This is a genomic window from Nonomuraea sp. NPDC048901 (assembly GCF_040649695.1).
Lineage (GTDB): Bacteria > Actinomycetota > Actinomycetes > Streptosporangiales > Streptosporangiaceae > Nonomuraea.
The window spans coordinates 60,778-86,109 of sequence record NZ_JBEZFW010000012.1 but is presented as its reverse complement, the minus strand read 5'-3'; the positions used below and the strand labels follow the sequence as shown (position 1 = coordinate 86,109).

Below are 25,332 nucleotides of genomic sequence, written 5' to 3'. Positions count from 1 at the left end.
GGTGTCCCTTCCGCTCCGAGAGTAGGCCGGTTACCGCGAGGTGGTCCACCGCGGTCCGTCAGGGGTGTCCTCGACGAGCACGCCGCCGCTGAGCATCGCCGCCCGCAGCGCGTCGGCGACCTCGTAGCGGCCCTGCCTGCGCAGGTCGTTGCGGAACGCCAGGAGGGCCTCGACGAGGGCACGCAGATCGGCGGTGGTGGCCACCTCGGCGAGCCGAGCGATCAGCAGCCGCATGAGCTCTCTTGCCTCGTCGACGCCGCCCGCGTCCTCCTCGGTGTCGGCCGCCCACTTGACCAGCTCGGCCTCCATGTCGAGGACGGCGCGGGCCGCGGCGACCAGGTCGGGCGCCGCCGCCGCGAGCTGGAAGCGCCGCTCGCAGGAGCGTACGGTCTCCTCCAGCGTGATCTGGGCCGGCGCCGAGACGGCGGCGGGCCGGGGCGATGGCGCGGCGGCGACGCGACCGCCTTCGGCCAGGCGGCGGACCTCCTCCAGACCGATGTGGGTGCCCGCGGGCAGGACCGCCTGCGAGCCGGGACGACGTACGGTCAGCCCGCCACGGCCCGCCACCTCGACGGTCTCGGCGTCGAGGTCGACGACGACCGCGGTGTGCTCGTCGATGCCGAGAACGGCCGTGCCCGGCGGCAGCTCCCGCTCCATCCGGGACAGCCGCCGCTCCCCCAGGTAGCAGTAGCGGGTGTCGTGGGTGCCGCCTTCGGCGTTGTCGAAGTGCGGGATCAGGACCGCCCGCAGGTCGAGCGCCGCCAGCAGGTCGAGGCCCTCGCGCCAGTGCGGCTCGGCGCCCACCTTGTAGATCTCATAGACCGGCACCGTCGCGAGCCCGGCCGTGCAGGCGGCGGCCGAGGCCAGCACGGTCACACCCTGGCGGGCCCGGACGCGGGCCCGCAGGTCGCCCGCCGTGGGCGCGGCCGTCCACTGATCGAGGGCGTAGGTCGGGCTGCCGGGCCCGGAGAACACCCAGTCGGCTCCGGCCGCCCCGGTCGCCACCTCGACCTCAAGGCCGACACTCCGGGCGAAGTAGCGGCGGGCACGGGCGGAAATATCGGCCGCGTTCTCCTGGAAGGCGTAAGGGGTGTCGAGCAGCACGGCCCGCGCGCCCGGCCGCAGCCGCCGCGCGGCGGAGCGGTGGACCTCCACCATGGTCGGGCTCGTCTCGCCCGACCCCATGAGCACCAGCAACCCGGGCATGGCTGTCCGCCTCTCTCTTCGCGCCTCCCCACCTACGGCCTTCTGCGAATAGATCGCTTCTGCATACAGCTGGCAGTAGATTGTCGGGGGTGACGGGAAGACACGTCGTCTCGGTCGAGACGCTCATGCTACGGGCGAGCACTGACAGTGAGTGGGCGTACCGGCACGCCACCGCCGTGCCCGCCCCCGGAGAGACGCCCGACCAGACCGCGCGCCGGGTCAGCGGGATCCCGGCCGACGCGCCGTCCACCGTCGTGCACTCCACGAGCTGGCGCTGCCGTCCCGAGGGCGAGATCGTGCTCACGTACGCCGTCTGCCCGGACCCGGAGCCGTGGCTGCCCGCGATCGACCTGCCCGTGCTGGAGATCGTCGCCGGTGACGCACCCGCCACGCCCGCGCCCGGCCGCGTCGAGGTGGCCAATGTGGTGGCCCACGCCATCCGGCACCTGGCGTTCCTGACAGCCGAGGATCCCGTCGTACGGCAGGCATTGGCCCACCACCCGGAGATCGTCTCAGCCCTGGACCAGTCCCGGCGGTGCGTCCCGACTCTCTAAGCACCAGCCGGTCGTCGCCGTCCGCCCCCGACGAGGTTGTCCCTCCACGGGACCCCAGCCACCACGGACCATCACACGGATTGAGGCGGTCGCGTGACGAACCACCCAGGAAACCCTTGGCCCTAGGCGGCGCGACGGGACACCCGACGGCCTAACGACTGCATCGGCTTCTCGACGAAGCGGTAAGCCAGGGCGCTGGCCAGCAGGACCAGCACGATGGCCAAGGTAGCCATCCCGAGCTGCAGCGGCAGCGGCGACCGCCGCAGATCCCCGCTCACCTCCACGAAGAACTTCAGCAGCGGATGATGCACCAAATACAGCGAGTAGCTGATCAGCCCGAGCCAGGTCAGCACCCTCGGCACCCGCCGCCCCCGCAGCGCCATCCCGCCCGCGAAGGTGGCCGCCGCCAGCGCGATCGTGGTGATCCACACGTCCGGCTCGACCCACCACCATCCCGCCTCGATCGCCCAGATCGGGGCCAGCGCGACCAGTCCGGCAGTCGCCGCCACCGGCCACAGCCCGCCCGTGCCGCGTTCCCAGCGGTGGATCGCGGTCCCGGCGAACATGACGCCCAGCACGGCCACGCCCATCCACGGCACCCGGCTGCCGAGGACCAGCAGCGCCACCGCCATCAGGCCCAGCGCGCACGCCGCCGCCGTACGGAATCTGCCCGAGATCACGCACGCCAGCCCGGCGAAGAACGCGGCCCCGGAGGCGTACGCGACCCAGCCGCCCTTCAGCAGCGCCCCACCGACCAGCAGCCCGACGACCACCGAACCGGCCGCGAACAGCACCGCGAACAGCCCGCTCCGCTCGTGCAGCCGGGTCACGAACAGCGCGGTGACGAGCAGGTAGAACACCATCTCGTACGAGAGCGTCCACATGGTGTCGGCCACGCCCCCGACGCCCACCACGTCGAGCAGCATCGTCGCGTGCGCCGCCACAGCCGTGCCGTCGCGGGGCACCTCCGCGCGTACCGGCACCCACCAGGCCGCCGCCAGCACCAGGGCCGCCACGGCGAGGTAGAGCGGGTAGAGACGGAAGGCGCGGCTTACCCAGAACGTCCGCACATCGCCGTGCCGCTCCAGCGACGTCGGGATGATGTAGCCGCTGACCAGGAAGAACACCAGAATGCCGTAGACGCCGAGACTGAACCAAAAGGGCCGGAGCGCCGGCAGGAACCAGGGCAGCAGGTGCTCGGCGACCACGGCGAGCGCCCCGATGCCGCGCAGGGCGTCGAGCCAGGCGAGGCGCGCGGGGGCGGGGGTCGTGGTGGGTGTGGTCGTGGCGGGGGCGATCGACACCCGCCCAAACCTACCGTCTGAGATTTCTTGTACCTACCCAGGCGCGTGTGAGTTGGGTATTCCGGGTGGCGTAGCGGGGCGCGAGCCAGTTCCGTACTCGGTAAGGGGGAGGACGGGGCTGACTTTCACTTTGTGGAAGCCGGTCCGGTGGTGGAAATCCCGTACAAGACCTGTACGCGCTGGCGTGTGCCGGTTCGTCTGGGGTGCTTGGCCCGCCGGACGGTTTCCCACCGCGGGGGTGGGGGCGGGCAGCGGACGCCGGTCGGGCATCTGGCTGGAGGTCATCTTCTTGACGCGGGTCTGGCGTTTGCGGGTGGGGCCGGTCTTGGCTCTGCTGCTCCGGCTGTCGGGCCTGGGGTGCAGGTCGGTGCCCGACCTGCGGGCGCGGCGGATGGCGCGGGTCGCCTTCTTGGCCCGGCGGACACGGGCGACGTTGCCCTCCGCGCTGGTACGAATGGCCCGCTTGCCGCTCTTGCGGTCGGTGAACGTGCTCTTCTGCCCGAGCAGGCCCCGGGAGACGATGCGTTCGGCGGCGGCCCAGTCCCGGTCACAGGAGAAGCGGCACCTCGGTCTCGAACGGCAGATCCACCCGCACCCGGTTGTTGCTCACCCGCAACGTGGGGACACAGATCTTCAGCGCGTCACCGGGCACATTGCGAGGCAAGTTGACCGGCAGGACATACCAAGCCCAGTCTCTCCTCGAGACCGGCCGCTCGAGGAGGGGAAGCTGGATGCGCAATCCTCATCCGCACAACACCTCACCCGGTCCGAGACATACACATCCGGCTCAGAGACACAGCCCCAACCCAACCGGCGCAGCGCCTTATAACCCTTGATCGGAAGCTCGCGCCCATCCGGGCCGAGACCGCCCGCGAGCTCATCGAGCGCCTCCTCCGTCCAGCATTCCGCGATCACAGCCGCGGCCAAAGCCCGGGTGAGCGCGCACAGCCAGCCCACCCGCGCCACCACCACCTCCGCCGGCACGACAACGCCGCTTTTCTCCACAACGGCCCGGAAGGCAGTACACGTCGCCGTCGCGGTCTGCCTACCCACCAGCACCCCCGCAGGTGTTCGCCGACGCCGCGCCCAGCAGCCGCTTCCCCGCTTGCTGCGACCGGGTCCCACACATCCACCCCGTGAACGCGTCCCGGTCTCGCTCATCGAAGCGGCCCTCCGGCCGTTCGCCGCCCACCGTCCGACACCGAACACTCAACAAACCCACACAGAGATCATAACACTAGGTAATGGTTTGATTACGAATACCAATCAACGGTTTTAACTCGACCCGAATGAGTAATACCCGGGCGTCAGCGATGGCTGGTCAGCGGGGCGTGATGGTCGGCGCCCGCCGGGCCGTGCGGGTCGGTGTGTACGGTGGCGGCGCGCAGTCTGGGCAGGCCGTGGATGAGGCGGTGTTCGGCGGCCACCGCCACGGCGTGCGCGTCCACGAGCGAGAGTTCGTGGCCCACCAGGATCTCCACCTCGGCGTGCAGCGCGTGGCCGATCCAGCGCAATCGTACGGAGCCGACGCGTTCCACTCCCTCGACTCCGCCCAGGATGGCTTCGGCCTCGTCGACGATGGCCGGGTCGACGGCGTCCATGAGCCGGTGATAGATCTCGCGGGCGGCGTCGCGCAGCACGAAGCAGATGGCGACGGTGATGAGCAGGCCGACGATCGGGTCGGCGAGGGGGAAGCCCAGCGCGGCGCCGCCCGCGCCGATGAGCACGGCGAGCGAGGTGAAGCCGTCGGTCCTGGCGTGCAGCCCGTCGGCGACCAGCGCGGCGGAGCCGATCTCCCTGCCGACCCCGATCCGATAGCGCGCCACCCACTCGTTGCCGAGGAACCCGACCACGGCCGCCGCGGCCACCCACCCGACGGCCCGCATGTCCTGGGGGTGGAGCAACCGCGTGACCGCCTCGTACCCGGCAAGGACGGCGGAGGCGGCGATGATCAGCACGATGGCGATGCCGGCCAGGTCCTCGGCTCTGCCGTACCCGTAGGTGAAGCGGCGGGTGGCGGCCCGGCGGCCGAGCGAGAAGGCGATCGCGAGCGGTACGGCCGTGAGCGCGTCGGCGACGTTGTGCAGGGTGTCGCCGAGCAGCGCGACGGAGCCGGACATGACGACGATCACGGCCTGGACTGCGGCGGTGACCAGCAGCACACCGAACGAGACGGCCAGTACACGCAGCCCGCGACTGCTGCCTTCCAGGGCGGCGTCGGTCTTGTCGGCGCTGTCGTGACTGTGCGGCGTGAGGGCATGCCCGGCCTTCGCCAGCAGCCCTCTGATCCCACCGCGCCCGCGCTCGCCCTCATGCCCATGACCGTGCCCGTGTCCATGCGCAGGTTCGGGTGAAAGGCCTGAAGAGGTGGAATCGTGCTGACCGGTCATAGCACCTCATTTGCCCAACAAGTCGCGTGCTCTACCGCGCCCCCCGAGTCATCACCACCCGACGTGGTTCTTGCCGGAGACGAGCGAGCGGGCGATCACCAGCCGCTGGACGTCGTTGGTGCCCTCGCCGATGGCCATCAGCGGCGCGTCCCGGTAGAGCCGCTCGACCACGAACTCCTGCGAATAGCCATATCCGCCATGAATGCGCATCGACTCCAGCGACGCCTTCAACGCCACCTCGGAGGCGAAGTATTTGGCCATCCCCGCCTCCATGTCGACCCGCTTCCCGCTGTCGGCCTGGGAGGCCGCCCAGTAGGTCAGCAGCCGGGCCGCCTGGATCTCGGTCGCCATGTCGGCCAGCTTGAGCTGTACGGCCTGGAAGTCCGCGATGGGCTGGCCGAAGGCGTTGCGTTCACGGGCGTAGCCGAGCGCGGCGTCGTAGGCGGCCTGGGCGACGCCGACCGCGCGGGCGGCGATGTTGATCCGCCCGATCTCCAGCCCGCCGAGCACCTGCTGCATGCCGCGCCCCTCGACCCCGCCGAGCAGCGCGTCCACGGGCACGCGCACACCGTCGAGCACGACCTCGCACGTCTCGGTCCCCTTGTAGCCGAGCTTGGGCAGATCCCGGCTGACCCCGAACCCCTCGGCCGCCGGATCGACGAGCAGCACCGACATCCCCTTGTGCGCGGGCTCGGTGACGGACGTCTTCACCAGCACGGGCAACGGATCGGCGTGGCGGGCGTTGGTGATCCACGTCTTGGTGCCGGTCACGACATAGTGGTCGCCGTCACGTACGGCCCTGGTCTGAATGCCCTGCAGATCCGTCCCGGCCCCGGGCTCGGTGAGCGCGATGCCGGTACGGCGGGCTCCGGTGGCCAGATCCGGGAGATGGCGCGACTTCTGCTCCTCGGTGCCATGCCGGGCGATCATCCAGCAGGCCAGCGAGTGAGACCCGATGGTGCCGGCGACCCCCATCCAGCCCCGGGCGATCTCCTCGAAGACCAGGGCGAACGACACCATGTCCGCCCCGAGCCCGCCGTACTCCTCGGGCACGCTGAGGCCGAAGAGCCCCATCGCTTTCATCTTGTCGACGATCTCCGTGGGGTATCGCCCGGAGTGCTCCCACTCGATGGCGACGGGCATGATCTCTTTGTCGACGAAGGCCCGCAGGGTCTCCCGGAAGGCCCTCTGCTCGTCGCTCAGCTCGAAATCCACCGGCTCCTCCTCAGTGCTACCACGGCCGGGGCCAACGATACGCGCGCCGGAGGATCATCCCCTCGGACGGACCGTCACCGGTAGACGGCCGGCTCCTTCCGCTTGCCGGGGAACACCATGATCAGCAACTCCACGGCGCCGTCCGGAGGGTAGGGGACCTGGTAGACGCGTTCACGGCCGCGCAGGTGGACCCGGACCCGGTAGGACCCGGGGCCGCTGGTCGTCAGCTTGGGCGACGTGTTCCCCAAGCCGTCGCCGAGGGTCAGCGAGCCGGTCGGGCTCTCGTAGGCGACCTCGACCACCTCCTTCCACCCCTTGGTCTCCAGCGGCGGCCGCCGGGTATAGGACTCGGTGGTCACGCAGGCGTACCCGACCTCGTCGGCCGCCCAGATGGCCAGCGCGCCCCGTTCGCTGCCGATCAGCTCCTTGACCAGGTCAGGAGAGGCGTCTTCATATCCGTCCTCCCAGCCGTTGATGGTCCAGAACTCGGTCCACGTGGTGGCGCGGTGCTGCCGGACCGGTTTGATCTTCGGGCGGTGCGCGGGGTGCGCGGCGCAGGCCTTCTCCTCCTTGGCGACGTACGCGTCCTCTTCCTCCTGTTGCCGCCGGCCGGCCAGCTCCTGGGCCCGGGCCACCGCAGGGCACAACGATCCCAGCGCGCCGGCCAGCGCCGCGTGGGGTGCCGCGCGCACGGCGGGAGCGTTGATCTCGCCGCCGTGCTGTCCGGCCAGACGGCACAGGTCGCGGCCCTGAGTCAGGACCACCCGGTCGGGAGCCTTGTCCCAGATCTCAATGCCGTTGTTCATGAAGGGGGCGTAGCCGCGGACCTGGCACAGGAAGTCCTTTTCCGCCTTGGTCAGGTCGTGGACGGTGCCGCCCCCGAAACCGGCGCAGTCGAGCTCGCCTTCACTGCTCACTTTGCCGGGTGGGGCCGCCCGGTCCACGACCAGGAGGGTCGTCATCAGCGTCAGGGCCGCGACCGCCGTACGGGCGAAGCGCCCTCTGCGGACGTAGCCGCGGCGGGCTGGGCGCACCGCGAGCAGAACCAGGATCGGCGGCGCCAGGAAGTAGAGGTCCATGCCCGCGTTCCAGCTAAGAATCGCGGACGGACCCCACGCCTCCAGGCATCGCGGGCCCAGCGCCCCGTCGAGCGTGAACAGCAAAAGCTCTGGGAGGCGGAAGAAGAGCAACGTCACGGCGCCTGAGCGGGCGATGATCCGGCCGAGCCGGGCACGCCCGGTCCGGACGCTCAGGTAACAGCAGGCGCAGGCCACGACGATCATCGGCGCGCCGCCGAACCAGAAAAGGGGGAGAACCCTGATCAGGCGTTCCGGATATCCGATCAGGTCGTTGATCTGGTTACCCAGGCACGAACCCACCCACATCCACGCGTAGCTCCGGCCGCCGTCATCTCCGACCAGAAGCGAGCGGATCCAGAAGAAGACGTCGGGAATCAGCGTTAGTAATAACGCCGTACTCCACAGAATCCATGATCGTCGAGGCACGACACCGACATTAAGGCACCGCGAAGGAAAGTCAGTTGGGGGCGGGCAGCACAGAGGACAGCTTGGAGACCACGGCCACGATGCGCGCGGCGCGTTCGAGTTCGGCGCGGTGGAAGTGCGGTCCCGCCGCGCGGGCGACGACCACGTGCAGCCCGTGGGTGGCGACCGGCAGCAGCATCAGCCGTAGATCGTCGGCCGCGCGTGTGGCGGCCCTGAGCGGCGGCTCCAGCAGTTCGAACACCTCCGGCGCGCCCAGACTGGCATGCCGTACGACGTCACCCGCCAGCGCAATCGACCACTCGGCGCCGCACAGCCCCGGCAGCGCGTCCACCAGCGTCGCGATCCCCCGCGACGGTTCCGACGCGACGTGCATGAGCAGGTCGTAGTCGGGCGCCGAGCCCGGGAGGTCCTTGGTCGGCCAGACCCCCTCGACGCGTACGCCCGGGACGGCCGAGAGCCGGTCGCGCACCTCGTCCGGGGTCACCTTCCCCGGCCATGACACCGTGAAGTCGTCCACCGCCCGGCCCGTCTCCCGTTCCAGCACGGTGACCTGCAGAATGTCGGCACCCAACGCACCGAGTGACCGCGCGACCTGGCCCAGCCCCCCGGGCCGGTCCGGCAACGACACCCTCAGTCTGAGCAGCATGACCCGCCCCCTTTCCAGAGGCTTTCACAGTGCCCGTGGAAGGTTTCCAGCATGTTCCACGGATATGTCACGCATGCTGCACTTATATCCAAGGATGGTCCGCTAATCCGGGTTTTGGGATAAAGGTTCGCCCAGCGCCACCTGCGGAAAGCCGCAGGTGGCGCCCAAGAACGCGGAGATCAGGCGAAGACGTCCTGCTGGTAACGACCCTGCTCTTCGAGCGCGGCCAGCCACGCCTCTCCGTCCGTCCCGGTCTTGTCCCGGTGGATGGCGAGCAAGGCACGCCGTACGGCGGGCGCCATGCGCAGCCCGTCACCGCAGACGTACACATGCGCCCCGGCCTCCAGCAGCTCCCACACCGCCTCGCCCCGCGCGGCGATCGCGTCCTGCACGAACCGGTACGGATGCCCGGCCACCGCCGAGTAGGCCACGGTCACGTGCACCCCGTCAGCCGACGCCCAGCCCTCCACCTCGTCCCGGTAGAGCCAGTCATGCGAAGGATGGCGGCACCCGGCGAACACCTCGGCCCGCCCGGTGGCCCCGGTCAGCGCCCGCTCCTCCAGGAACCCCCGCAGCGGCGCGAACCCGGTGCCGGGACCCACGAGGATCACCGGCGTGGCAGGGTCCTCGGGCAGCCGGAACGGCGGCGCGGGCACCCGGATGTAGCCGTAGAAGCTCTCCCCCGGAGCCAGCCCGGCCAGGTAGGCCGAGCACATCCCGCGGTATTCGCCGCTGCCCGACCAGGCGGGCCCCTCCACCAGCCCGACCGTGATCCTCACCAGGCCGGGGTCGGCCAGCGGCGAGGAGGAGACGGAGTAGTAGCGCGGCCGGATCGGCCCGGCCATCTCCAGGAAGACCGGCAGCGGCAGCTCGATCGCCGGGAAGCGGTCGAGCAGCGCCAGCGGGGATACCCGCTTGGCCAGGATCTCGTCGGCGTAGTCCGTGGTCAGCGCGTCGAGCTGGCTCCGCGTCCACGGGCACGAGGTGTGCGCGGCCAGGGCCGCCAGGTCCGACCGGGTGGCCACCTCCTGCAGTTCGGCGAACTCGGTCAGCAGCAGCCCGGCCGTCACCGGCGTGTCCACGGGCAGGTGCGTGGCCCCGCCGGTGCGCAGGCGTACGACCTGCTCACGCGGGACGCGCAGGCAGCGCAGCGCCCACTCCACCAGCTCCGGGTCGTTCTTGGCGAAGGCGGCCACGTGGTCGCCCGCCGAGTAGGTCACACCCTCGGGCAGCCGCGCCACGATCGAGCGCACGCCGGGCCGCGGCGCCTCCAGCGAGAAGTCCCACAGCCCGACCGGGTCGCCGGTCAGCTCCTCGTTGGAGACCACGGTCAGCGGGAACGCCCGCGCGGACACCACCGCGGGCCGTACCTCCGCCTCGCTGAGCACCTCCATCTGGTAGCGGGGGCCCGCGTCGGCGGCTGAGGCGCTGTACTCCTCGGCCGTCGCCGCCCACAGCTTGGCGGTCCACGCCGACACGTCGCCGTCGAAGTCGCCGTCGGCGTCGGCCTCGCCCCGCTCGATCAGGGGTACGGCACCGGCCGCCGTCAGCTTGGCGAAGGCGCGGCGGGGAAAGTCCTGGTACGTGGGCCACTGGGTGTTGCCGCAGCCCAGCAGCGCCAGCCGTACTCCCGACAGGTCGGGCAGGTCTTCCAGCGCGTCGAAGCGCTGGGCGTTGTCGGGCGCCTTTCCGTTGTAGGAGGAGGCGACCACCAGGAGCAGCCCCTCGCTCGGCGGGACCAGCTCGTCGAGGGTGGTCAGCGTGGTGGCGAAGCCGGCCCGCCCGGCGCGTTCGGCCAGCCGCTCGGCGATGTCGGCGCAGGTGCCCAGGTTGGAGCCGTAGGCGACGGTGAGCGCGACGCCGGTGACGGCGATGTCCTGCTGCTCCTCCACCTCGATCGGCTGCCCGAGCACGGTGACGCGCTCGTGGGGACGGCGCTCGCGCACCCGGACGGTGAACCCGTCGGGCTTCAGGGTGAGCGTCTGCTTGATCTTCATCTTGTAGACGGCGGGGTCGGAGACGGCGAAGCGCCGCAGGATCATCGCCAGCGCCAGCCTGGCCTCGGTGAGCGCGAACTGGCGGCCGATGCAGGCCCGTTCGCCGTTGCCGAACGGCTTGTAGGCGGCCGGGTGATGGTCACGCTTGTTCTCGGGCAGCCAGCGGTCGATGTCGAACTCGTCGGGCCGCTCCCACGCCTTCGGGTTGCGGTGCAGCGACGGCAGCAGGATGATGACCGGCGTCCCCGCCGCCAGCGCGTACTCACCGCCGAGCGTGGTGTCCGCGATGGCGTTCACGGAGAAGGCCGGGATCGGGGACCAGACCCGCAGCGTCTCCTCCAGGATCCGGGAGATCACGTCCAGCTTCATGACCGTCTCGTAGGCCGGCGGCTCGTCGCCCGGCAGCAGCCGGTCGACCTCGTCGTAGGCCCTGGCCAGGGTGTGGGGGTCGCGCAGCAGGTTGTACAGCGCGAAGGAGAGCAGGCCGCTGGTGGTCTCATGCCCGGCGATCAGGAAGGTGAGGACCTGGTCGCGGATGTTCGCGTCGGAGAGCCGGGCGCCGGTCTTGGGGTCGGACGCCTCCAGCATCAGGCCGAGTAGGTCCTTGGTGGCGGCGCCGTCCTCCGCGCGGCGCCGCCTGATCACGTCGTCGACCAGCTCGCGCATCAGCTCGATGTCGGCCCGGTAGGCGACCTCCTGCTTGCGCTTGAGCTTGGTGACGAACGGGAGCTGCTGGTTGCGCAGCATCGCCTCGGTCAGCGCGCCGCCCATCGCCGTCAGGAACGGGTGCAGCTCAGGCGAGTCGAAGGAGTCGAACCGGTAGCCGAACCCGGTCAGCGAGATCGTGTCGAGGGTGAGCCTGGTCATGTCGTCGGCCACCGGCAGATCCTGCCCCGGGCGCGCCGCCCAGGACTCCACGAGCCGGTCGGCGACCTCCAGCATCTGCGGGTAGTACGCCTTCATCGACCGCTGGCTGAAGGCCGGCATGAGGATCCGGTGCGCGTGACCCCAGACGGGCTCGTCCGGCCTGGCCGTGAACAGTCCGTCGCCGGCGAAGTCGCGGACGATCGACAAGGGCGGGTTGATCTCCTTGCGGAACCGCGTCTCGTCGCACGCCTCGGCCACCAGGTCCGGATCGTGGATCACCACGACATGACGACCGAGCAGGTCGAGCTGATAGATGCCCTCCGGGTGCGCCCGCGCGACCTCCTCGAAGTAGGTCATGGGCGAGTGCGCGGGCATCTGGAACGCGTTTCCCACGATCGGCAGCCCCCTGGGGGCGGGGATCTCTCTCATGAGCACTCCTGGTCCTGGTAGCCATACACCGTATGGCTCACGCTACCATACGGTGTATGGCAGTGAGCGCGCGCAGGGGAACCCCGCTGACCCTGGAGGAGATCTACACCACGGCATTGCGCATGGTGGACGAGGTGGGCGTGGAAGGGCTGTCGATGCGCAAGCTGGCCGCCGAGCTCGACGTCAATCCGATGTCGCTCTATCACCACGTGGACAACAAGATGGCGCTGCTCACGCAGATCTGCGACACCAACGTCCAGCGCCTCGACCTCCCGCCGGACGAGACACTGCCCTGGCAGGAGCGGCTGCGCATCCTCGGGCGCGCCTATCGCCGGCTCACCACCGACCACCCGGCGATGTGGCGCTACGTGTACGCCCACCCGGAGATCACCGCCGACCGGGAGGGCGGCCTGTGGGGCGTGCTGTTCCCGATCCTGGAGGCGGCGGGCGTGCCGCAGGAGGAGCAGCGGCGCACGGCGGACGTGCTGTACGGGTTCGTGGCGGGCCTGGTGTTCGCCGAGACGGCCGGGCACATCGGCCAGGGCCAGGACACCGAGGAGGCCGACCGCACCTTCGAGGCGGCGGTCGACCTCATCATCCGCGGCCTGGGCGGCTGACCAACCGCTAGGGGCCTGGCTGATCAGCCACCGGGGGGCGTCCCACCACCGCGAGCCGGGGCCATATCACCGTGATAGGGGTCGTTTGCCATCTATGCCAATCCCTAGCAACCGCTAGCTTGACAGGCACCCCCACAAAGGAGTGCACATGCGGAGTAAGCGCTGGCCTCTCTTAGGCGCCACCATCGTGGCCGCCTGCCTGGCCACCACCCCCCTCACCCCCGCCGCGGCGTCCTCCCCGTCTCCCGTCCCCTCGGAGTCGACCCCGCCGTCCGTGATCGACTCCCTCGAGCGCGACCTCGGCCTGTCCGAGCAGCAGGTCATCACCCGGCTGGCCAACGAGCAGCGCGCGGCGGCCACGGAGGCCGCACTGACGTCCTCGCTCGGCGCCTCCTACGGCGGATCCTGGCTGACCGCCGACGCCGCCAAGCTCATGGTCGCGACGACGGACCCGGCCACCACCGGCGCCATCGAGGCGAAGGGCGCGCAACCCGTGCTCGTCTCGCGGACGCTGGCCCAGCTCACCGCGGTCAAGGATCAGATCGACCGGGCGTCGGACCAGGCCAAGGCCGGCGCGTCCCTGTGGTACATCGACGTGACCACCAACAGCGTGGTCATCGTCGCCGGGCAGCAGGCGGCCGGTGACGCCCTCGCCGCGGCCGCCGGCGTCGACCGGAACGCGATCCGCGTGACCGTCTCCGGCGAGCAGCCGCGGACCTTGATCAACATCGTCGGCGGCGCCCCCTACTACATCGGCGGCGCCCGGTGCAGCATCGGCTTCGCCGTCACCAAGGGCAGCACCCCCGGCTTCGTCTCCGCCGGGCACTGCCGGGTAGCCAACAACACCACCAACCCGACGGGCACCTTCCAGGGCGCCTCGTTCCCGGGCAACGACTACTCCTGGGTCTCGGCTCCCGGTAACACCGCTACGCCGTACGTACGCGGCGCGGGCGGCGCGAACGTCACCGTCCGCGGCTCCACCGTGGCCGGCGTCGGCTCCTCCATCTGCCGCTCCGGTTCGACCACCGGCTGGCACTGCGGGACCGTCCAGCAGCTCAACGCCACCGTGAGGTACGCGGAGGGCACCGTCACCGGCCTCACCCGCACCAACGTGTGCGCCGAGCCCGGCGACTCCGGCGGATCGTTCATCTCCGGCAGCCAGGCCCAGGGCGTCACCTCCGGCGGCTCCGGAAACTGCAGCAGCGGCGGGACGACCTACTTCCAGCCGGTCAACGAGATCCTCAGCGTGTACGGGCTGACGCTCCGTACCGGCTGATTCCCACACCCTCGCGTGCCCGGTGCCCTCGGCGCCGGGCACGCTTCACGTGTGCCCGGTCACGGCCGGTACGTGACATTCCGGCCGCAGGGGATCACACTGCGCTGGTGCTGAGCCGTCCCCCCCACCGAGAGGAGTCATGGTGCGAGTCGTCGTCATCGGTGCGGGGGTGGTCGGATCCGCCGTCGCGGCCGGGCTCACCCGGCGCGGCGCGCAGGTCACAGTCCTGGAGGCACGTACGCCGGGATCCGGTACGACGTCCACCTCCATGGCGTGGGTCAACGCCAACAACAAGACGCCCAAGGCGTACTTCGCCCTGAACCACGCCGCCGTGTGGGCGCACCACCAGCTCGCGGGCGACTGGTTCTTCCCCACGGGCATGCTCGAGTACGCGGTGAGCGCCGAGCACAAGGAGCTGCTGGCGGCCCGGGTGGAGCGGCTGGTCGGCCTGGGCTACCCGGTGGAGCGGGTGACCGCCCGCCGGGCTCTGGCCCTGGAACCCGACCTGGTGCCGCCGCCCACCGGCACCGAGTACGCGTTCTTCCCCGGCGAGGGATACGTCGACGCGCTGCGGCTGCTCGGGCGGCTGCTCGGCGAGGCGCGGGACCGGGGCGCCACGGTCGAGTGCGGGGCCGAGGTCACCGCCATCGACACGACGGCGGCGGGCGCGAAAGTGACGCTGGCCGACGGGCGTACGTTCGTCTGCGACGTGGTCGTCACCTGCGCCGGGCGCTGGACGCAAGGGGTCGCGGCGCTGGCCGGGTTGACCGTCCCGATGCTGGATCCGGCGGTGTCCGGTCGGGTCACCAACGGATTCCTGGTCACCACCTCGCCGGTGCCGGCGCGGCTGTCCCGGTTCCTCACCACCACCGGGCTCAACCTGCGGCCCGACGGCGGCGGGCGGCTGCTGCTGCACTCCCTGCACCTGGACGACCGGGCGAACGACCCGGCGGCCGACGTGCCGGGCGCGGTCCTGGACGAGATCATGGGGCTGCTGCCGAACGTGCTGCGGGGCACCGAGGGCGCGACGGTGGAGCGCGCCGTCGTGGGCCGCCGGGCGATGCCCGGCGACGGGCTGACCGTGGCCGGGTTCGCGGACGCGGGGCGGCGGGTGTACACGGTGGCCACGCACAGCGGAATCACGCTGGCGCCGCTGCTGATGGAGGAGGTGGCGGGCGAGCTGTTCGGGGAGGAGTCGGCGCTGCTGGCGACGTTCCGGCCGGGCCGCTTCACGGACGGCACGGCCGGGCCCGCCCCGACCCCGGCCCGCCGGCCCGGCCAGCAGTAACCCGGCCCGGAAACGGCGCTCACTCCCCGGGCCCGCGCTTCCCTTGCCCGCGCTCCCGGGCGGGTGCTCCCCAGGCGGGTGCGCCCCAGCTAGCGCTTCTCGGGTCCGGCTTCTTACCAGTGGCGGCTTGCTTACCAGCGGTCGTGGACCTGCGGGCGGATCAGCTCGTCGTAGACGGCGGTGACCGCCGCCCGGGTCTCCTCCGTGAGCGCGGGGAGCCCGGCCGCGGCGGCGTTGGCGCCGGCCTGCCGCGCGTCGCGGGCTCCGGGGATGACCACGCTGACGCCGGGCTGGTCGATGATCCACCGCAGCGCGAACTGGGCGGTCGTCATCCCCTCCGGCACCAGCGGCTTGAGCCTCGCCACGGCCCGCAGCCCGGTGTCGTAGTCGACGCCCGAGAACGTCTCACCGACGTCGAACGCCTCCCCGTGCCGGTTGTAGGCGCGGTGGTCGTCGTCGGAGAAGCGGGTGTGCTCGTCGTACCGGCCTGACAGCAGACCGCTGGCCAGCGGGACCCGGGCGATGATCCCGACCCCGGCCGCGGCGGCCGCCGGCAGCACCTCCTCCAGCGGCTTCAGCCGGAAGGCGTTGAGAATGATCTGCACGGTGGCGACGTTCGGCCGCGCGATCGCGGTCAGCGCCTCGGCGCAGGTCTCGACGCTCACGCCGTAGGCGGCGATCCTGCCCTCCTCGACCATGGTGTCGAGCGCGTCGTAGACCGCCTGGTCCGAATAGACCGGAGTCGGCGGGCAGTGGAGCTGCACCAGGTCGAGGGTGTCCACGCCGAGGTTCTTCCGGGATCGGTCGTTCCAGGCCCGGAAGTTGTCCAGGGTGTAGGCCGACACCTCCTGCGGCACCCGGCGCCCCATCTTGGTGGCCACCGTCAGGCCGGGGCGTTCCTTGATCAACTGCCCGACGATCCGCTCGCTGCGCCCGTCGCCGTACACGTCGGCGGTGTCGATGAACGTCACCCCGGCGTCGACGGCGCCGTGCAGCGTCGCCAGCGCGTCATCCTCTCCGACCGCGCCCCAGTCGGCGCCCAGCTGCCATGCCCCGAGGCCGACCACGCCGACCTGTCTGCCCGTCCTGCCCAGCTCACGCTTCTCCACATTCCCGATCGTAAGGGCACACACCTTCCCGATAGACAAGACGCAACGGTGAGTCTAATCTACGGGCCATGGCAAACACTCTGCACTCTCCGCTGGTCCGTACCGTGCTCGACCGGCTGTTCGCCGCCGCGGCGCTCGACGACGACGCGCCTCACGGGCCGCTCCCCGGCGGTTCCCTGGAGACGGCCACCGCGCAGGAGCGCGCCGACGCCTTGGCGGCCGTGTACATGCCGGTCTCCGCTCGGGGCGGCGACCTCCTCTACACGCTGGTGCGGGCCGCCCGCCCGGAGACCGTCGTGGAGTTCGGCACCTCGTTCGGGATCTCCACGGTGTACCTCGCCGCCGCGGTCACCGACAACGGGACGGGCCGGGTGTACGGCACCGAGATGAGCGCGACCAAGGTCGCCACCGCCCGCGCGAACCTGGACGAGGCCGGTCTCGGCGACGTGGTGACGATCCTGCCCGGCAACGCCCTGGACACCCTCGCCGACGTGCCAGGACCGATCGGCCTGGTGCTGCTGGACGGGTGGAAGGAGCTGAGCGTGCCGGTGCTCCGGCTACTGGAGCCCCGGTTGGCGCCGGGCGCGCTGGTGGTGGCCGACGACGTCACCTTCGCCTCCATGGCCGACTATCTGGACTATGTGCGCGATCCGGCCAACGGATACGTCAGCGTCGCCTTCCCGGTGGAGGACGGCATGGAGATCAGCTGCCACACCGGCGGCGCCACGACGTACAGCTGACCCGACGTACAGCCGGACGGATCGGCCGACGCTCAGGCCGGAGCATCGGCGCCTCCCGGGGCCGAGGCGCCAGCGCCCCCCGAGGCCGGAGCGCCAACGCCTCCCGAGACCGGGGCGTCGGCGCCTCCCGAGGCCGGGCGGAGAAGGGCCCCTTCGATACCGGCAGTCAGCATGACCACCACCGACTCGAACAGCACGTCCGGCGGCTCCACCACGGCCTCCTCGCCGATCCGCCCCAGGTGTGGCCGGCCCTCGGCGGGCGGTGCCGTCGCCACGGCGGCGGGGAGCAGCCCAGCGGGTGGGCGGTCGTGCCAGGTGTCCCAGATCTCGGCGAACCCGGCCACCTGGAGCACGGTGATCGTCCAGGCTCGGTAGGCGTTCTGCGAGCTCAGCCCGAGCGCAAGGAAGAAGCCCACCAGCGCGTCGTCGGCGTCGAGCAGGCCGGGGGTGGCCAGGTGGGTGAGGTTCTCGGCGTGGGCGAGCGCCAGCAGGCCGGGGTGGGCCCGATACCAGGACCGCAGGTCGAGGCAGTAGTCGCGCAGGCTCTCGCGCCACCGCCCGGGATCCAGGCGCGGTTCGGGGCGGTCGGCGTGGCAGATCGCCAGCACCTCGCGCAGCAGGTCGTCACGGTCGCTCACGTAGTTGTACAGGGCGCGCGGCGAGACCTGGAGCTCGGCGGCGACGTTGCGCATGGTCAGCTCCGTGGGACCGCCCCGGCCGAGAACGCGCAGCGCGGCGCGGGCGATCCGTTCCTTGGTCAGGGTGGGCCTGCCCATACGGACTTCGGGGCGTCGGCGGCGGGCGGGCACCGAGCCATGCTAGCCGGATCCCTTGAACTTCACACACCGTTGACTTTAAGCCGCCTCCCCCGCCACACTTAGGCGACCCTTACCAAGGAGGAAACGGCATGCGGTGGTCCCTGGTCGTCGAATACGGAGTGGGATTCGGGCTGGTGATGAGCGTGCTCTTCACCGTGGCGATCTTCGCCGGGGCGTTCGTCAGCCGGGACTTCCTGCTGGACGACTACCCGCCGGCCATCCAGGAGCGTTACGCCAAACCCAAGAGCGCGCGCGGCCGCCGGGTGGCGGTCTGGGTGGGAGTGCTCTTCTGGGGAGTTTGCTGCGTGCCCCTCACGGTCGCGGCGATGCTCCGCCTGCGCGCGGACCTCGGCACGGACCTGGGCTTCGGCCCGGCCGCCGTGGCGGGGGCGCTCATGTTCCTCACCCTGTCGGTGTACGACCTGGTGGTGCTCGACTGGATCGTCTTCGCCGGACTACGCCCCCGCCTGATGGTGCTACCGGGCACCGAGGGCATGCGGGAGTACAGGGACCTGCGCTTCCACGCCGTGGCGGCGCTCAAAGGCAGCCCATTGATCCTGGTCGTCGGCTTGCTGAGCGGAGGTGTTGTCGCAGGGCTGGAGGCGATCGTCTGATTGTCGTCAGATGGGCTGAGGCGTGGATGCGCGTGTGAAACGTGATCAGGACGCGGCGACGGATTCCCCTCCCCGGCTGTGGATATCATCGCTTGAAAGGGTTTTCTCGGCGGCATTCCCGAGCCACCTCCAGCGAGTCACACAAAGGACGGCGCATGGCCAGGGGCGCGAGCGGCAGGCCGGCGACCATCACCGCCGTCGCCAAGCAGGCCGGGGTCTCCATCTCCACGGTGTCCCGGGTGATGAACGGCAACGCGCACGTGGATCCGGCGATCGCCGAGCGGGTTCGCGCCGTGGCGAGCGAGTTGCACTACTCGGCCAGCCCGCTGGCCCGTTCGCTCGTACTGGGCCGCACGCAGCGCGTCGCCATCCTGGTGCCGGACCTGGAGAATCCGACGTTCCAGAGCGTGCTGCGCGGCCTGACCCGCGCCGCCGCCAGGGACGGCTACCACGTACTGGTGGCGGACTCCCTCGAAACGGCCGATGAGGAGGGCATCCTGGCGCTGGAGACGCGCCGCTGCTGCGACGCGATCGTGCTCTGCGCGCCCAGGATGCCGGAGGACAAGCTCAGGGTCCTGCTGCCCGAGCTGGCGCCGGTCGTCCTGATCAACCGCGAGAGCCCGTACGTCCCGGCGCCGACCCTCACCGCCGACTACGAGGCGGGCATCCAGCCGCTCGCCCGGCACCTCTATCAGCTCGGGCACCGCCGGATCGCCTACCTGGAGGGCAATCCCGACAGCGTCTCCAACACCCAGCGGCGGACCGGGCTCGCCCGGTTCCGAGCCGAGCATCCCGACGCCGACGTGCTCGGCATTCCGTGCGGGGTCACGTTCGAGCGCGGGCACGACGTGGCGGACGCGGTGCTCGCGTCGGGGGCGACCGGCGTGCTCGGGTTCAACGACCTGGTGGCGATGGGGCTGCTCAGCGCGCTGAACGAGCGGGGCGTACGGGTGCCGGAGCAGTTGTCGCTGACCGGGTTCGACGACATCCCGTTCGCGAAGTACACGACGCCGCCGCTGACCACGGCGTCGGTGCCGGTCGTCGAGCTGGGCGAGGAGGCGTGGAAGCGGCTGCACGCGCTGCTCAACGGTGACACGCCGGATCACGATCTCAGCTTCCGTCCCCGCATCGAAGTGCGTGGCAGCACGGGTCCCGTCCCCGGCCTTTGATGCGCCGTGCCGACGGGCGTGTCCGGCCGTCAAGCGGATTGCTCAGCGGAGCCGTTCAGCTCGTTGAGGTAGTTTTGATGTGCTCCTCCACATAAATAGATGTGGAGGGTTCCTGTGCTGCTTACGCAGCAGCTCGCAGCGCGGGTGCGGGCGAGACTGTGGGACAGGATGCTTGACGCTTCACAGGCCCCGCTATCGCGGAGTCTCCACGTCCTGTGACCGCCCGTCCGGCGGCAGAGTTGTACCGATGAAGCAGGTTTCGGGCGGCGTTGGTGTCGGCGTTGCCGATCCATCCGCACGCCGGGTTCTTGCACGCGAACCGCGACTGCGTCTCGCGTGATCCTTTCGTGGTGGTGTGGCAGCGGTGGCACTCTTGGCTGGTGCCGCGCGGGTCGACCGTGGCGACCAGACCGCCACGGTCGGCGGCCTTGTAGGTCAGCAACTCCACCGTCCGGCCCCACGCCTCACCCGCGATCGAGCGGTTCAGGCCCCGCTTCTGGGCGACGCCCCGCCCCGGCTGCCGCACCGTCCCGGACGCCGAGGCCATCATGGCGGTGATGTTCAGGTCTTCGACCACGATCCCACTGAACCGCCGCGCGAGGTCGGTCGTGCTCTGATGCTGCCAGTCGACGGCTCGGCGCTTGGCTGTCGCGCGAAGCCGGGCGATCTGGTCATAGGTCCGGCGTTCCCGATTGGAGACCGGGGCACCTTTCCTGCGGCTGGCACGCTGACGGGCGCTTTTGCGCTCCAGACGCAACAGCCGCTCACGCTGCCCGCTACTGAGCCACGGACCATGCCGAAGATGCTCCCCGTTGGACAGAGCCAGGGCGACCGCGATGCCCCGGTCCATGCCGACCTTCGGCCCGGTGTGCGGCACGGGAGCGGCAACGAGCAGCTCGATGCGGAAGACGATGTTCCACCCGTAGGCTTGTTTCACCAGGCGAGCCCCGGTGATCCTCCCGCAGGGTGCGCCCTTGGTGACGCCGGGCAGGTCTTTCGTCCACCGGAACCTCACCCGCCCGAGTTTGGGCAGGTTCACCGCACCCCACCTGCGGTTGATCCGGGTGATCCGCAAGTCGCGGGCCTGGGGGATATCCACGGCCATCCGGCACCCGAACCGGGCCTTGAACGTCGGCCGCTCGGCCGGGTGGTCGGGGTTGAAGAAGTTCGCCCACGCCTGCCAGTAGGTCTTCAGCACGGCTTGCGCGGCCTGAGCGGGCAGCTGCCCCATCCACGCGATCTCGTGGCGGGCCTGCCGAATCGCCGCGTCGCACTCCTTCAAGGAGGCGAGGCGGGCCTGGCGGAAGGTGGTGAACTCATGGAGCAGGTTCCACACGGCACGCGCGGTGTGGGCTTGACCGTCCAAAGCGGCCTCCTGGGCTGGGCTGAGGTCGAGTCGCGCCACGTGCGCACGAGTCCGCTTCACCTGCTCCACGCACTGATCATATCGTTTGGTTTATGTCACCACGATGGAATCCGAACCCCGACGTGAGAAGGGGACGATATGTCGTCCACAACCTTCATGCCCATTTGGTGTTCGTGACAAAGTACCGGCGTGGGGTGTTCACCGACGAGATGCTGATTCGCTGCGAGGAACTCATGCGCGAGGTATGCGCCGACTTCGAGGTCGAACTGCGCGAGTTCAACGGCGAGCACGACCACGTCCACCTGCTGGTCCACTACCCGCCCAAGGTCGCCCTGTCCAAACTCGTCAACTCGCTGAAAGGGGTCTCGGCCCGGATCCTTCGTAAGGAATACAGCGCACACGTCCGCACATACCTCTGGGGCGGACATTTCTGGTCTGGTTCCTACTTCGCCGGGTCGGTCGGCGGGGCGCCGCTCACCGTGCTCAAGCAGTACATCGAGCAGCAGAAACGACCGGTGTGAGCGAAACTGCCGACAAAACCTGAAAGGTCAGGGCACGCTCGCGCCCTAGCGGGCACTCCCGCGTGGGCCTTCACCCCCGGTGTAAACGCCGGAGCACTGGCCCACATTCTGGTAAATGGTGAAGCGGCTGACTCCGAGTGCGGCGGCCGCCGTTTCGGGTGCCTGCTTGACCAGGAAGAACCCGCGGCGTTCCAGCTCGGCGAAGCCGGAGCTGCTGTCAACGCGCGCGGGGATGGATGGTCACCGGGCCGAAGACGGCCGTGCCCTCGCCGGGCGAACCGGGCGGGGCGGCCGCGAACAGGCCGAGTTCCGCCGAGATCCACCGTCCCTGCTCCGCCTGGAACCCCTCGAATCCGGTGACCCAGCCGTCACCAGCGCCACTCTCATCAGCGCCGCCGTTGCCACCGCGGTGGCGGAAGCGCAGCACGCAGACCCCCGCGCCGTCGGAGTCGATCCGTAGCCCGACGATCGCGGTCTCGTCGGGCAGCCGTGCGCTGAACCGTGTCACCTCGCCCTCATCACCGTCCTGGTACGTCCGGACCTCGACGCTGAGCCCGTCACGGTCGCGCGCCAATCCCACGTACGCGTAAGAGGCGCCTAGCACGACCACTCCGGCCCTGGTCCCCGGCTCATCCGCCGCCAGCTGGAGTGTGGTGGTGAACCGCGCGGCCACACCGGGCACCTGCTGGCCGAGCACCTGTGGCAGGTTCCGCAGGTTGCCCTCGTCGTTGGGCACCGCGCGCAGTCTCGCGTGACCGTCGCCGTCCAGACGCAGCAGGCCGGGAGCCGGATTCGCCTGCCAGTGCCACTGCGGCCCCAGCTCCCCCGCCCGGAAGTCGTCGTCCCGCCCCGGCTCCACCTGCCCGGAACCGGCCGGGCGAGGGTCCAGCGCCGAAGCACGAGCCGGAGCCGGGCGAGGGTCCAGCGCCGAAGCACGAGCCGAGGCCGGGCGAAGGTCCAGCGCCGAAGCACGGGCCGGAGCCGGGTGCGGTCCCAGCGCGGGTGCCGAGTGAAGGACCGCCGCCGAGGCGCGCGCCGGGGCCGGGTGTTCCAGGACGGGATGTCCGTCCACTCCCATCACCGGCCACCCGTCGTCCCCCCACCGCATCGGCTGCAGGTGGACCACCCTGCCGAACACGCCACGGTCCTGGAAGTGCAGGAACCAGTCCTCGCCCTCCGGTGTGGTGACCCAGGCCCCCTGGTGCGGCCCGTTGACCGGCGTGTCGCCCTGCTCCAGGACGACGCGGTCCTCGTACGGGCCCGCCAGCGACCGTGACCGGAACACCGACTGCCAGCCGGTCGCGACACCCCCGGCCGGGGCGAAGATCCAGTACCAGCCGTCGCGCTTGTAGACCTTGGGCCCCTCCAGCGTCGAGTAGCCGGGCAGGGCGTCCCCGTCGATGACGGTGACGGGTGTGCCGATGATCTCGCGGGCGTCCGGCGTCATCTCCACCAGCGACAGCCGGTTGCTGATGCCGCTGCGGCTCTTCGCCCACCCGAACACCAGCCAGGCGCGCCCGTCGTCGTCCCAAAGGGGGCAGGGGTCGATCACCCCAGGGCCGGGGAGCAGGAGGTGGGGCGCCGACCACGGCCCAGCCGGATCCGTCGCCGTCAGCACATGAACCCCGTGATCGGGGTCGGGGTAGAAGATCCAGAACAGGCCGTCGTGATGCCTGATGGAGGGCGCCCACGCCCCGCCGCCGTGCCGGGGCACCGTGAAGTGCTCCGCCGGTGGCACGGCGGGCAGCGCGCGGCCGATCAGCTCCCAGCGCAACAGGTCGGGCGAGCGCAGGACAGGCAGGCCGGGGGCGCGGTTGAAGCTCGACGTGACCAGGTAGTAGGTCTCACCGACGCGGATGACGTCCGGATCGGGCCAGTCGGCGTTGAGCACGGGGTTGCGGTACGTGAGCCGCCCGGCCGGTTCGTCTGCCATGTGTCCAAGCTCCCGCAGCCAGCTGAGAAAACGTTTCCCCGCTATTCTGGCACGCCCTCCGTCGCCGCTCCGATCCAGATCCGATTCAACGGTTCGGCCCCTCGGCCCGTCTATGCCGTGACGGACCAAGGAAAGGCATAGGCCATTGGATGAAATTTCGCGCTTCGGGGACTTCGTCGCGGAACGGGCCGATGCCCTGCTGCGCTACGGATACCTGCTCAGCGGCAACCCGCACGACGCGGCCGACCTCACCCAGGAGGCGCTGATCCGGCTGCACCGGGCCTGGCCACGGGTGCGCCAGAAGCAGGCTCCCGAGAGCTACACCAGGATGATCATGGCCAGGTTGCACATCAGCGTCTGGCGGCTGCGCAGGCGCGAGCGGCTCGACTGGGCGCTGCCCGAGACCGCCCAGCTCGACGTGCTGCCCTCCGGCATCGAGCAGGACCTGTGGCAGGCGCTCGCCGGCCTGCCGCGCAAGCAGCGGGCCGTACTGGTCCTGCGCTACTACGAGGACCTCGCCGACGAGGAGATCGCCGGCGTCCTCGGCATCTCCCGGGGGACCGTGCGCAGTCACGCGTCGCTCGGCCTGGCCAAGCTCCGTTCCACCGTGCCCCACCCCTCAGCGATCGACGGGAGCCCCGCATGACCGACCAGTTGGAATCCCACCTGCGTTCGACCCTCGGCCACGCCGCCGAGCATGCGCCGAAGGCGCCTTTCGGGCTGCGTGCGGAGGTCGTGTCGCGGTCGCGGCGGCGCAGGACGCGCCGGCAGGCCCTCGTCGTGGCACTGGCCGTCACCGCCGTGGCCCTGCCGGTCACGCTGACGGCCACCGGCGGGCAGCAGGGTGGCGACGTCGCCACCGGCACCATCGACCCACGCCGCAGCTGGGACGTCATGGAGGGCAAGACTCCGATGGGCGACCGTCTGCTGATCGACAACCCGTCCGAGGAGCGGCCCCTGACTCTCTGGTACGCCAAGGGTAAGACGGGCACGTTCCTCTGCCAGTCCTACGAGAGCAGGACCGGCGTCACGACGCAAGGGTGCGGCAAGCCGCTCGACGACCGGAAGGCCACCAAGCAGAGTTCGACCGACTCGTTCCCCTATCCGTCCACGGGCGTGGTGATGTTCTTCGGCACCGCGCGGCCCGAGGTCGCCCGCGTGACCGCCCTGATCGAGGGCGGCGACCGGGTGACCGGGACGATCCACCGGCCGAAGGGCGCTCCCCAGGGCATCTGGACCGTGTCCGCGCCCACGAGCGAGACGGTGACGGCGTTCGAGTTCACGGATGCCAAGGGCCAGATCGTGGCACGGATCAAGAACGAGCCCGCCATCTTCCCCGAGGAAAAGGCCCAGCCGGTCGGCCCGGCCGTGCGGATGCCGGGAGGTCTGTCCGTAGGTCTCTACAAGGTGCCCGGCGAGACGCTGCTCTGGAAGCTGAACGGACAGACCGTCGTCATGAATCTCGTCGATCCCGACCGCCTGATGACCGACATGGGCGGCAAGAAGTACCCCGTGGAGCTGGCCGAGCACGACAAGCGCTGGCTGGGCATCGCCAGCGCGAAGACCGCCCGGGTCACCCTGCTCTTCGGCGACGGCCGTTCCCTGTCGGCCGTCACCCGGCCGGACCCGTGGAACCTCGGCATCCGCTTGTTCGCCGGGACGCACGATCGCGCCCGCAGCATCATCTACGAACGCTTCCAGATCATCGGCTACGACGACGCGGGCGTGGAGATCTGGCAGCAGACCCAAGAAAAGCGCTGAACAGGGT

The 25,332-nt window shown here is 70.5% G+C and carries 22 protein-coding genes; 10 read left to right on the top strand and 12 right to left on the bottom strand.

The window, feature by feature from the left end:
• Nucleotides 1-30: 30 nt before the first annotated feature.
• Nucleotides 31-1,206, bottom strand: coding sequence for a hypothetical protein (locus tag AB0C30_RS35915; RefSeq protein WP_357952602.1), 1,176 nt, complete (start codon nt 1,204-1,206; stop codon nt 31-33).
• 89 nt (nt 1,207-1,295) lie between these two features.
• On the opposite strand from AB0C30_RS35915, the gene AB0C30_RS35910 reads away from it, so the two are divergent.
• Nucleotides 1,296-1,760: a hypothetical protein gene (locus tag AB0C30_RS35910; protein ID WP_357952601.1), complete on the top strand. Its 465-nt coding sequence runs from the start codon at nt 1,296-1,298 to the stop codon at nt 1,758-1,760.
• A gap of 122 nt (nt 1,761-1,882) precedes the next feature.
• On the opposite strand, the gene AB0C30_RS35905 is transcribed toward AB0C30_RS35910, so the two are convergent.
• The 6 genes from AB0C30_RS35905 to AB0C30_RS35880 all read right to left on the bottom strand — a co-directional run bounded on the left by AB0C30_RS35905 (nt 1,883) and on the right by AB0C30_RS35880 (nt 12,113).
• The gene (locus AB0C30_RS35905) at nt 1,883-3,064 is read right to left on the bottom strand and encodes an acyltransferase (protein WP_357952600.1); all 1,182 of its coding nucleotides are present in this window, start codon (nt 3,062-3,064) and stop codon (nt 1,883-1,885) included.
• A gap of 1,307 nt (nt 3,065-4,371) precedes the next feature.
• Entirely contained in the window at nt 4,372-5,454 is a 1,083-nt protein-coding gene (locus tag AB0C30_RS35900; protein WP_357952599.1) for a cation diffusion facilitator family transporter, read from the bottom strand.
• A gap of 51 nt (nt 5,455-5,505) precedes the next feature.
• The gene (locus AB0C30_RS35895) at nt 5,506-6,669 is read right to left on the bottom strand and encodes an acyl-CoA dehydrogenase family protein (protein WP_225294962.1); all 1,164 of its coding nucleotides are present in this window, start codon (nt 6,667-6,669) and stop codon (nt 5,506-5,508) included.
• Nucleotides 6,670-6,743: 74 nt separating this feature from the next.
• Nucleotides 6,744-8,174: a hypothetical protein gene (locus AB0C30_RS35890; RefSeq protein ID WP_357952598.1), complete on the bottom strand. Its 1,431-nt coding sequence runs from the start codon at nt 8,172-8,174 to the stop codon at nt 6,744-6,746.
• Nucleotides 8,175-8,205: 31 nt separating this feature from the next.
• Entirely contained in the window at nt 8,206-8,820 is a 615-nt protein-coding gene (locus AB0C30_RS35885) for an amino acid-binding protein (protein ID WP_357952597.1), read from the bottom strand.
• Nucleotides 8,821-8,999: 179 nt separating this feature from the next.
• A complete protein-coding gene (locus AB0C30_RS35880) occupies nt 9,000-12,113 on the bottom strand; it encodes a cytochrome P450 (protein WP_357952596.1) in 3,114 nt (1,037 codons plus the stop codon).
• Between the two features lie 56 nt (nt 12,114-12,169).
• On the opposite strand from AB0C30_RS35880, the gene AB0C30_RS35875 reads away from it, so the two are divergent.
• The 3 genes from AB0C30_RS35875 (at nt 12,170) to AB0C30_RS35865 (ending at nt 15,294) form a co-directional block, all read left to right on the top strand.
• Nucleotides 12,170-12,730: a WHG domain-containing protein gene (locus tag AB0C30_RS35875; protein WP_357952595.1), complete on the top strand. Its 561-nt coding sequence runs from the start codon at nt 12,170-12,172 to the stop codon at nt 12,728-12,730.
• A gap of 148 nt (nt 12,731-12,878) precedes the next feature.
• Nucleotides 12,879-14,006 carry a S1 family peptidase gene (locus AB0C30_RS35870; RefSeq protein WP_357952594.1) on the top strand — a complete coding sequence of 376 codons (1,128 nt, stop codon included), beginning with the start codon at nt 12,879-12,881 and terminating at the stop codon, nt 14,004-14,006.
• A gap of 139 nt (nt 14,007-14,145) precedes the next feature.
• Entirely contained in the window at nt 14,146-15,294 is a 1,149-nt protein-coding gene (locus AB0C30_RS35865; RefSeq protein WP_357952593.1) for an FAD-dependent oxidoreductase, read from the top strand.
• Nucleotides 15,295-15,425: 131 nt separating this feature from the next.
• Here AB0C30_RS35865 and AB0C30_RS35860 read toward each other — a convergent pair whose 3' ends face one another.
• Nucleotides 15,426-16,403: an aldo/keto reductase gene (locus tag AB0C30_RS35860; RefSeq protein WP_357952592.1), complete on the bottom strand. Its 978-nt coding sequence runs from the start codon at nt 16,401-16,403 to the stop codon at nt 15,426-15,428.
• Between the two features lie 68 nt (nt 16,404-16,471).
• Here AB0C30_RS35860 and AB0C30_RS35855 point away from each other — a divergent pair, with 68 nt between their 5' ends.
• A complete protein-coding gene (locus tag AB0C30_RS35855; protein ID WP_357952591.1) occupies nt 16,472-17,143 on the top strand; it encodes a class I SAM-dependent methyltransferase in 672 nt (223 codons plus the stop codon).
• A gap of 32 nt (nt 17,144-17,175) precedes the next feature.
• Here the strand turns inward: AB0C30_RS35855 and AB0C30_RS35850 are convergent, their stop codons facing one another.
• Entirely contained in the window at nt 17,176-17,952 is a 777-nt protein-coding gene (locus AB0C30_RS35850) for a TetR/AcrR family transcriptional regulator (RefSeq protein ID WP_357952590.1), read from the bottom strand.
• 98 nt (nt 17,953-18,050) lie between these two features.
• Between AB0C30_RS35850 and AB0C30_RS35845 the strand changes: the two genes are divergently transcribed.
• Both AB0C30_RS35845 and AB0C30_RS35840 read left to right on the top strand, forming a co-directional pair.
• On the top strand, nt 18,051-18,575 hold the full coding sequence (locus tag AB0C30_RS35845) for a hypothetical protein (protein ID WP_357952589.1): 525 nt from the start codon (nt 18,051-18,053) through the stop codon (nt 18,573-18,575).
• Nucleotides 18,576-18,730: 155 nt separating this feature from the next.
• A complete protein-coding gene (locus tag AB0C30_RS35840) occupies nt 18,731-19,744 on the top strand; it encodes a LacI family DNA-binding transcriptional regulator (protein WP_357952588.1) in 1,014 nt (337 codons plus the stop codon).
• A gap of 121 nt (nt 19,745-19,865) precedes the next feature.
• On the opposite strand, the gene AB0C30_RS35835 is transcribed toward AB0C30_RS35840, so the two are convergent.
• A complete protein-coding gene (locus tag AB0C30_RS35835) occupies nt 19,866-21,179 on the bottom strand; it encodes a transposase (protein WP_357952587.1) in 1,314 nt (437 codons plus the stop codon).
• Nucleotides 21,180-21,202: 23 nt separating this feature from the next.
• Between AB0C30_RS35835 and tnpA the strand changes: the two genes are divergently transcribed.
• Nucleotides 21,203-21,631, top strand: a complete 429-nt coding sequence (tnpA, locus tag AB0C30_RS35830; RefSeq protein ID WP_357952586.1) for an IS200/IS605 family transposase — start codon at nt 21,203-21,205, stop codon at nt 21,629-21,631.
• Between the two features lie 45 nt (nt 21,632-21,676).
• Here the strand turns inward: tnpA and AB0C30_RS35825 are convergent, their stop codons facing one another.
• Nucleotides 21,677-21,826 (bottom strand): helix-turn-helix domain-containing protein, encoded by a 150-nt coding sequence (locus AB0C30_RS35825; protein ID WP_357952867.1) that lies wholly within the window; start codon nt 21,824-21,826, stop codon nt 21,677-21,679.
• Nucleotides 21,827-21,848: 22 nt separating this feature from the next.
• Nucleotides 21,849-23,564: a family 43 glycosylhydrolase gene (locus AB0C30_RS35820; RefSeq protein ID WP_357952585.1), complete on the bottom strand. Its 1,716-nt coding sequence runs from the start codon at nt 23,562-23,564 to the stop codon at nt 21,849-21,851.
• Between the two features lie 145 nt (nt 23,565-23,709).
• On the opposite strand from AB0C30_RS35820, the gene AB0C30_RS35815 reads away from it, so the two are divergent.
• A complete protein-coding gene (locus AB0C30_RS35815) occupies nt 23,710-24,210 on the top strand; it encodes a SigE family RNA polymerase sigma factor (protein ID WP_357952584.1) in 501 nt (166 codons plus the stop codon).
• Complete coding sequence (locus tag AB0C30_RS35810; RefSeq protein WP_357952583.1) at nt 24,207-25,325, top strand: hypothetical protein; 1,119 nt, start codon at nt 24,207-24,209, stop codon at nt 25,323-25,325. The genes AB0C30_RS35815 and AB0C30_RS35810 overlap by 4 nt, the downstream gene beginning before the upstream one ends.
• Nucleotides 25,326-25,332: the final 7 nt, after the last annotated feature.

Bases quoted from the DNA above. Each gene is read 5' to 3' on its own strand.
- AB0C30_RS35915 (WP_357952602.1), bottom strand. From the start codon at position 1,206: ATGCCCGGGTTGCTGGTGCTCATGGGGTCGGGCGAGACGAGCCCGACC.
- AB0C30_RS35900 (WP_357952599.1), bottom strand. From the start codon at position 5,454: ATGACCGGTCAGCACGATTCCACCTCTTCAGGCCTTTCACCCGAACCT.
- AB0C30_RS35885 (WP_357952597.1), bottom strand. From the start codon at position 8,820: ATGCTGCTCAGACTGAGGGTGTCGTTGCCGGACCGGCCCGGGGGGCTG.
- AB0C30_RS35880 (WP_357952596.1), bottom strand. From the start codon at position 12,113: ATGAGAGAGATCCCCGCCCCCAGGGGGCTGCCGATCGTGGGAAACGCG.
- AB0C30_RS35875 (WP_357952595.1), top strand. From the start codon at position 12,170: ATGGCAGTGAGCGCGCGCAGGGGAACCCCGCTGACCCTGGAGGAGATC.
- AB0C30_RS35870 (WP_357952594.1), top strand. From the start codon at position 12,879: ATGCGGAGTAAGCGCTGGCCTCTCTTAGGCGCCACCATCGTGGCCGCC.
- AB0C30_RS35865 (WP_357952593.1), top strand. From the start codon at position 14,146: ATGGTGCGAGTCGTCGTCATCGGTGCGGGGGTGGTCGGATCCGCCGTC.
- AB0C30_RS35855 (WP_357952591.1), top strand. From the start codon at position 16,472: ATGGCAAACACTCTGCACTCTCCGCTGGTCCGTACCGTGCTCGACCGG.
- AB0C30_RS35845 (WP_357952589.1), top strand. From the start codon at position 18,051: ATGCGGTGGTCCCTGGTCGTCGAATACGGAGTGGGATTCGGGCTGGTG.
- AB0C30_RS35840 (WP_357952588.1), top strand. From the start codon at position 18,731: ATGGCCAGGGGCGCGAGCGGCAGGCCGGCGACCATCACCGCCGTCGCC.
- tnpA (WP_357952586.1), top strand. From the start codon at position 21,203: ATGTCACCACGATGGAATCCGAACCCCGACGTGAGAAGGGGACGATAT.
- AB0C30_RS35820 (WP_357952585.1), bottom strand. From the start codon at position 23,564: ATGGCAGACGAACCGGCCGGGCGGCTCACGTACCGCAACCCCGTGCTC.
- AB0C30_RS35810 (WP_357952583.1), top strand. From the start codon at position 24,207: ATGACCGACCAGTTGGAATCCCACCTGCGTTCGACCCTCGGCCACGCC.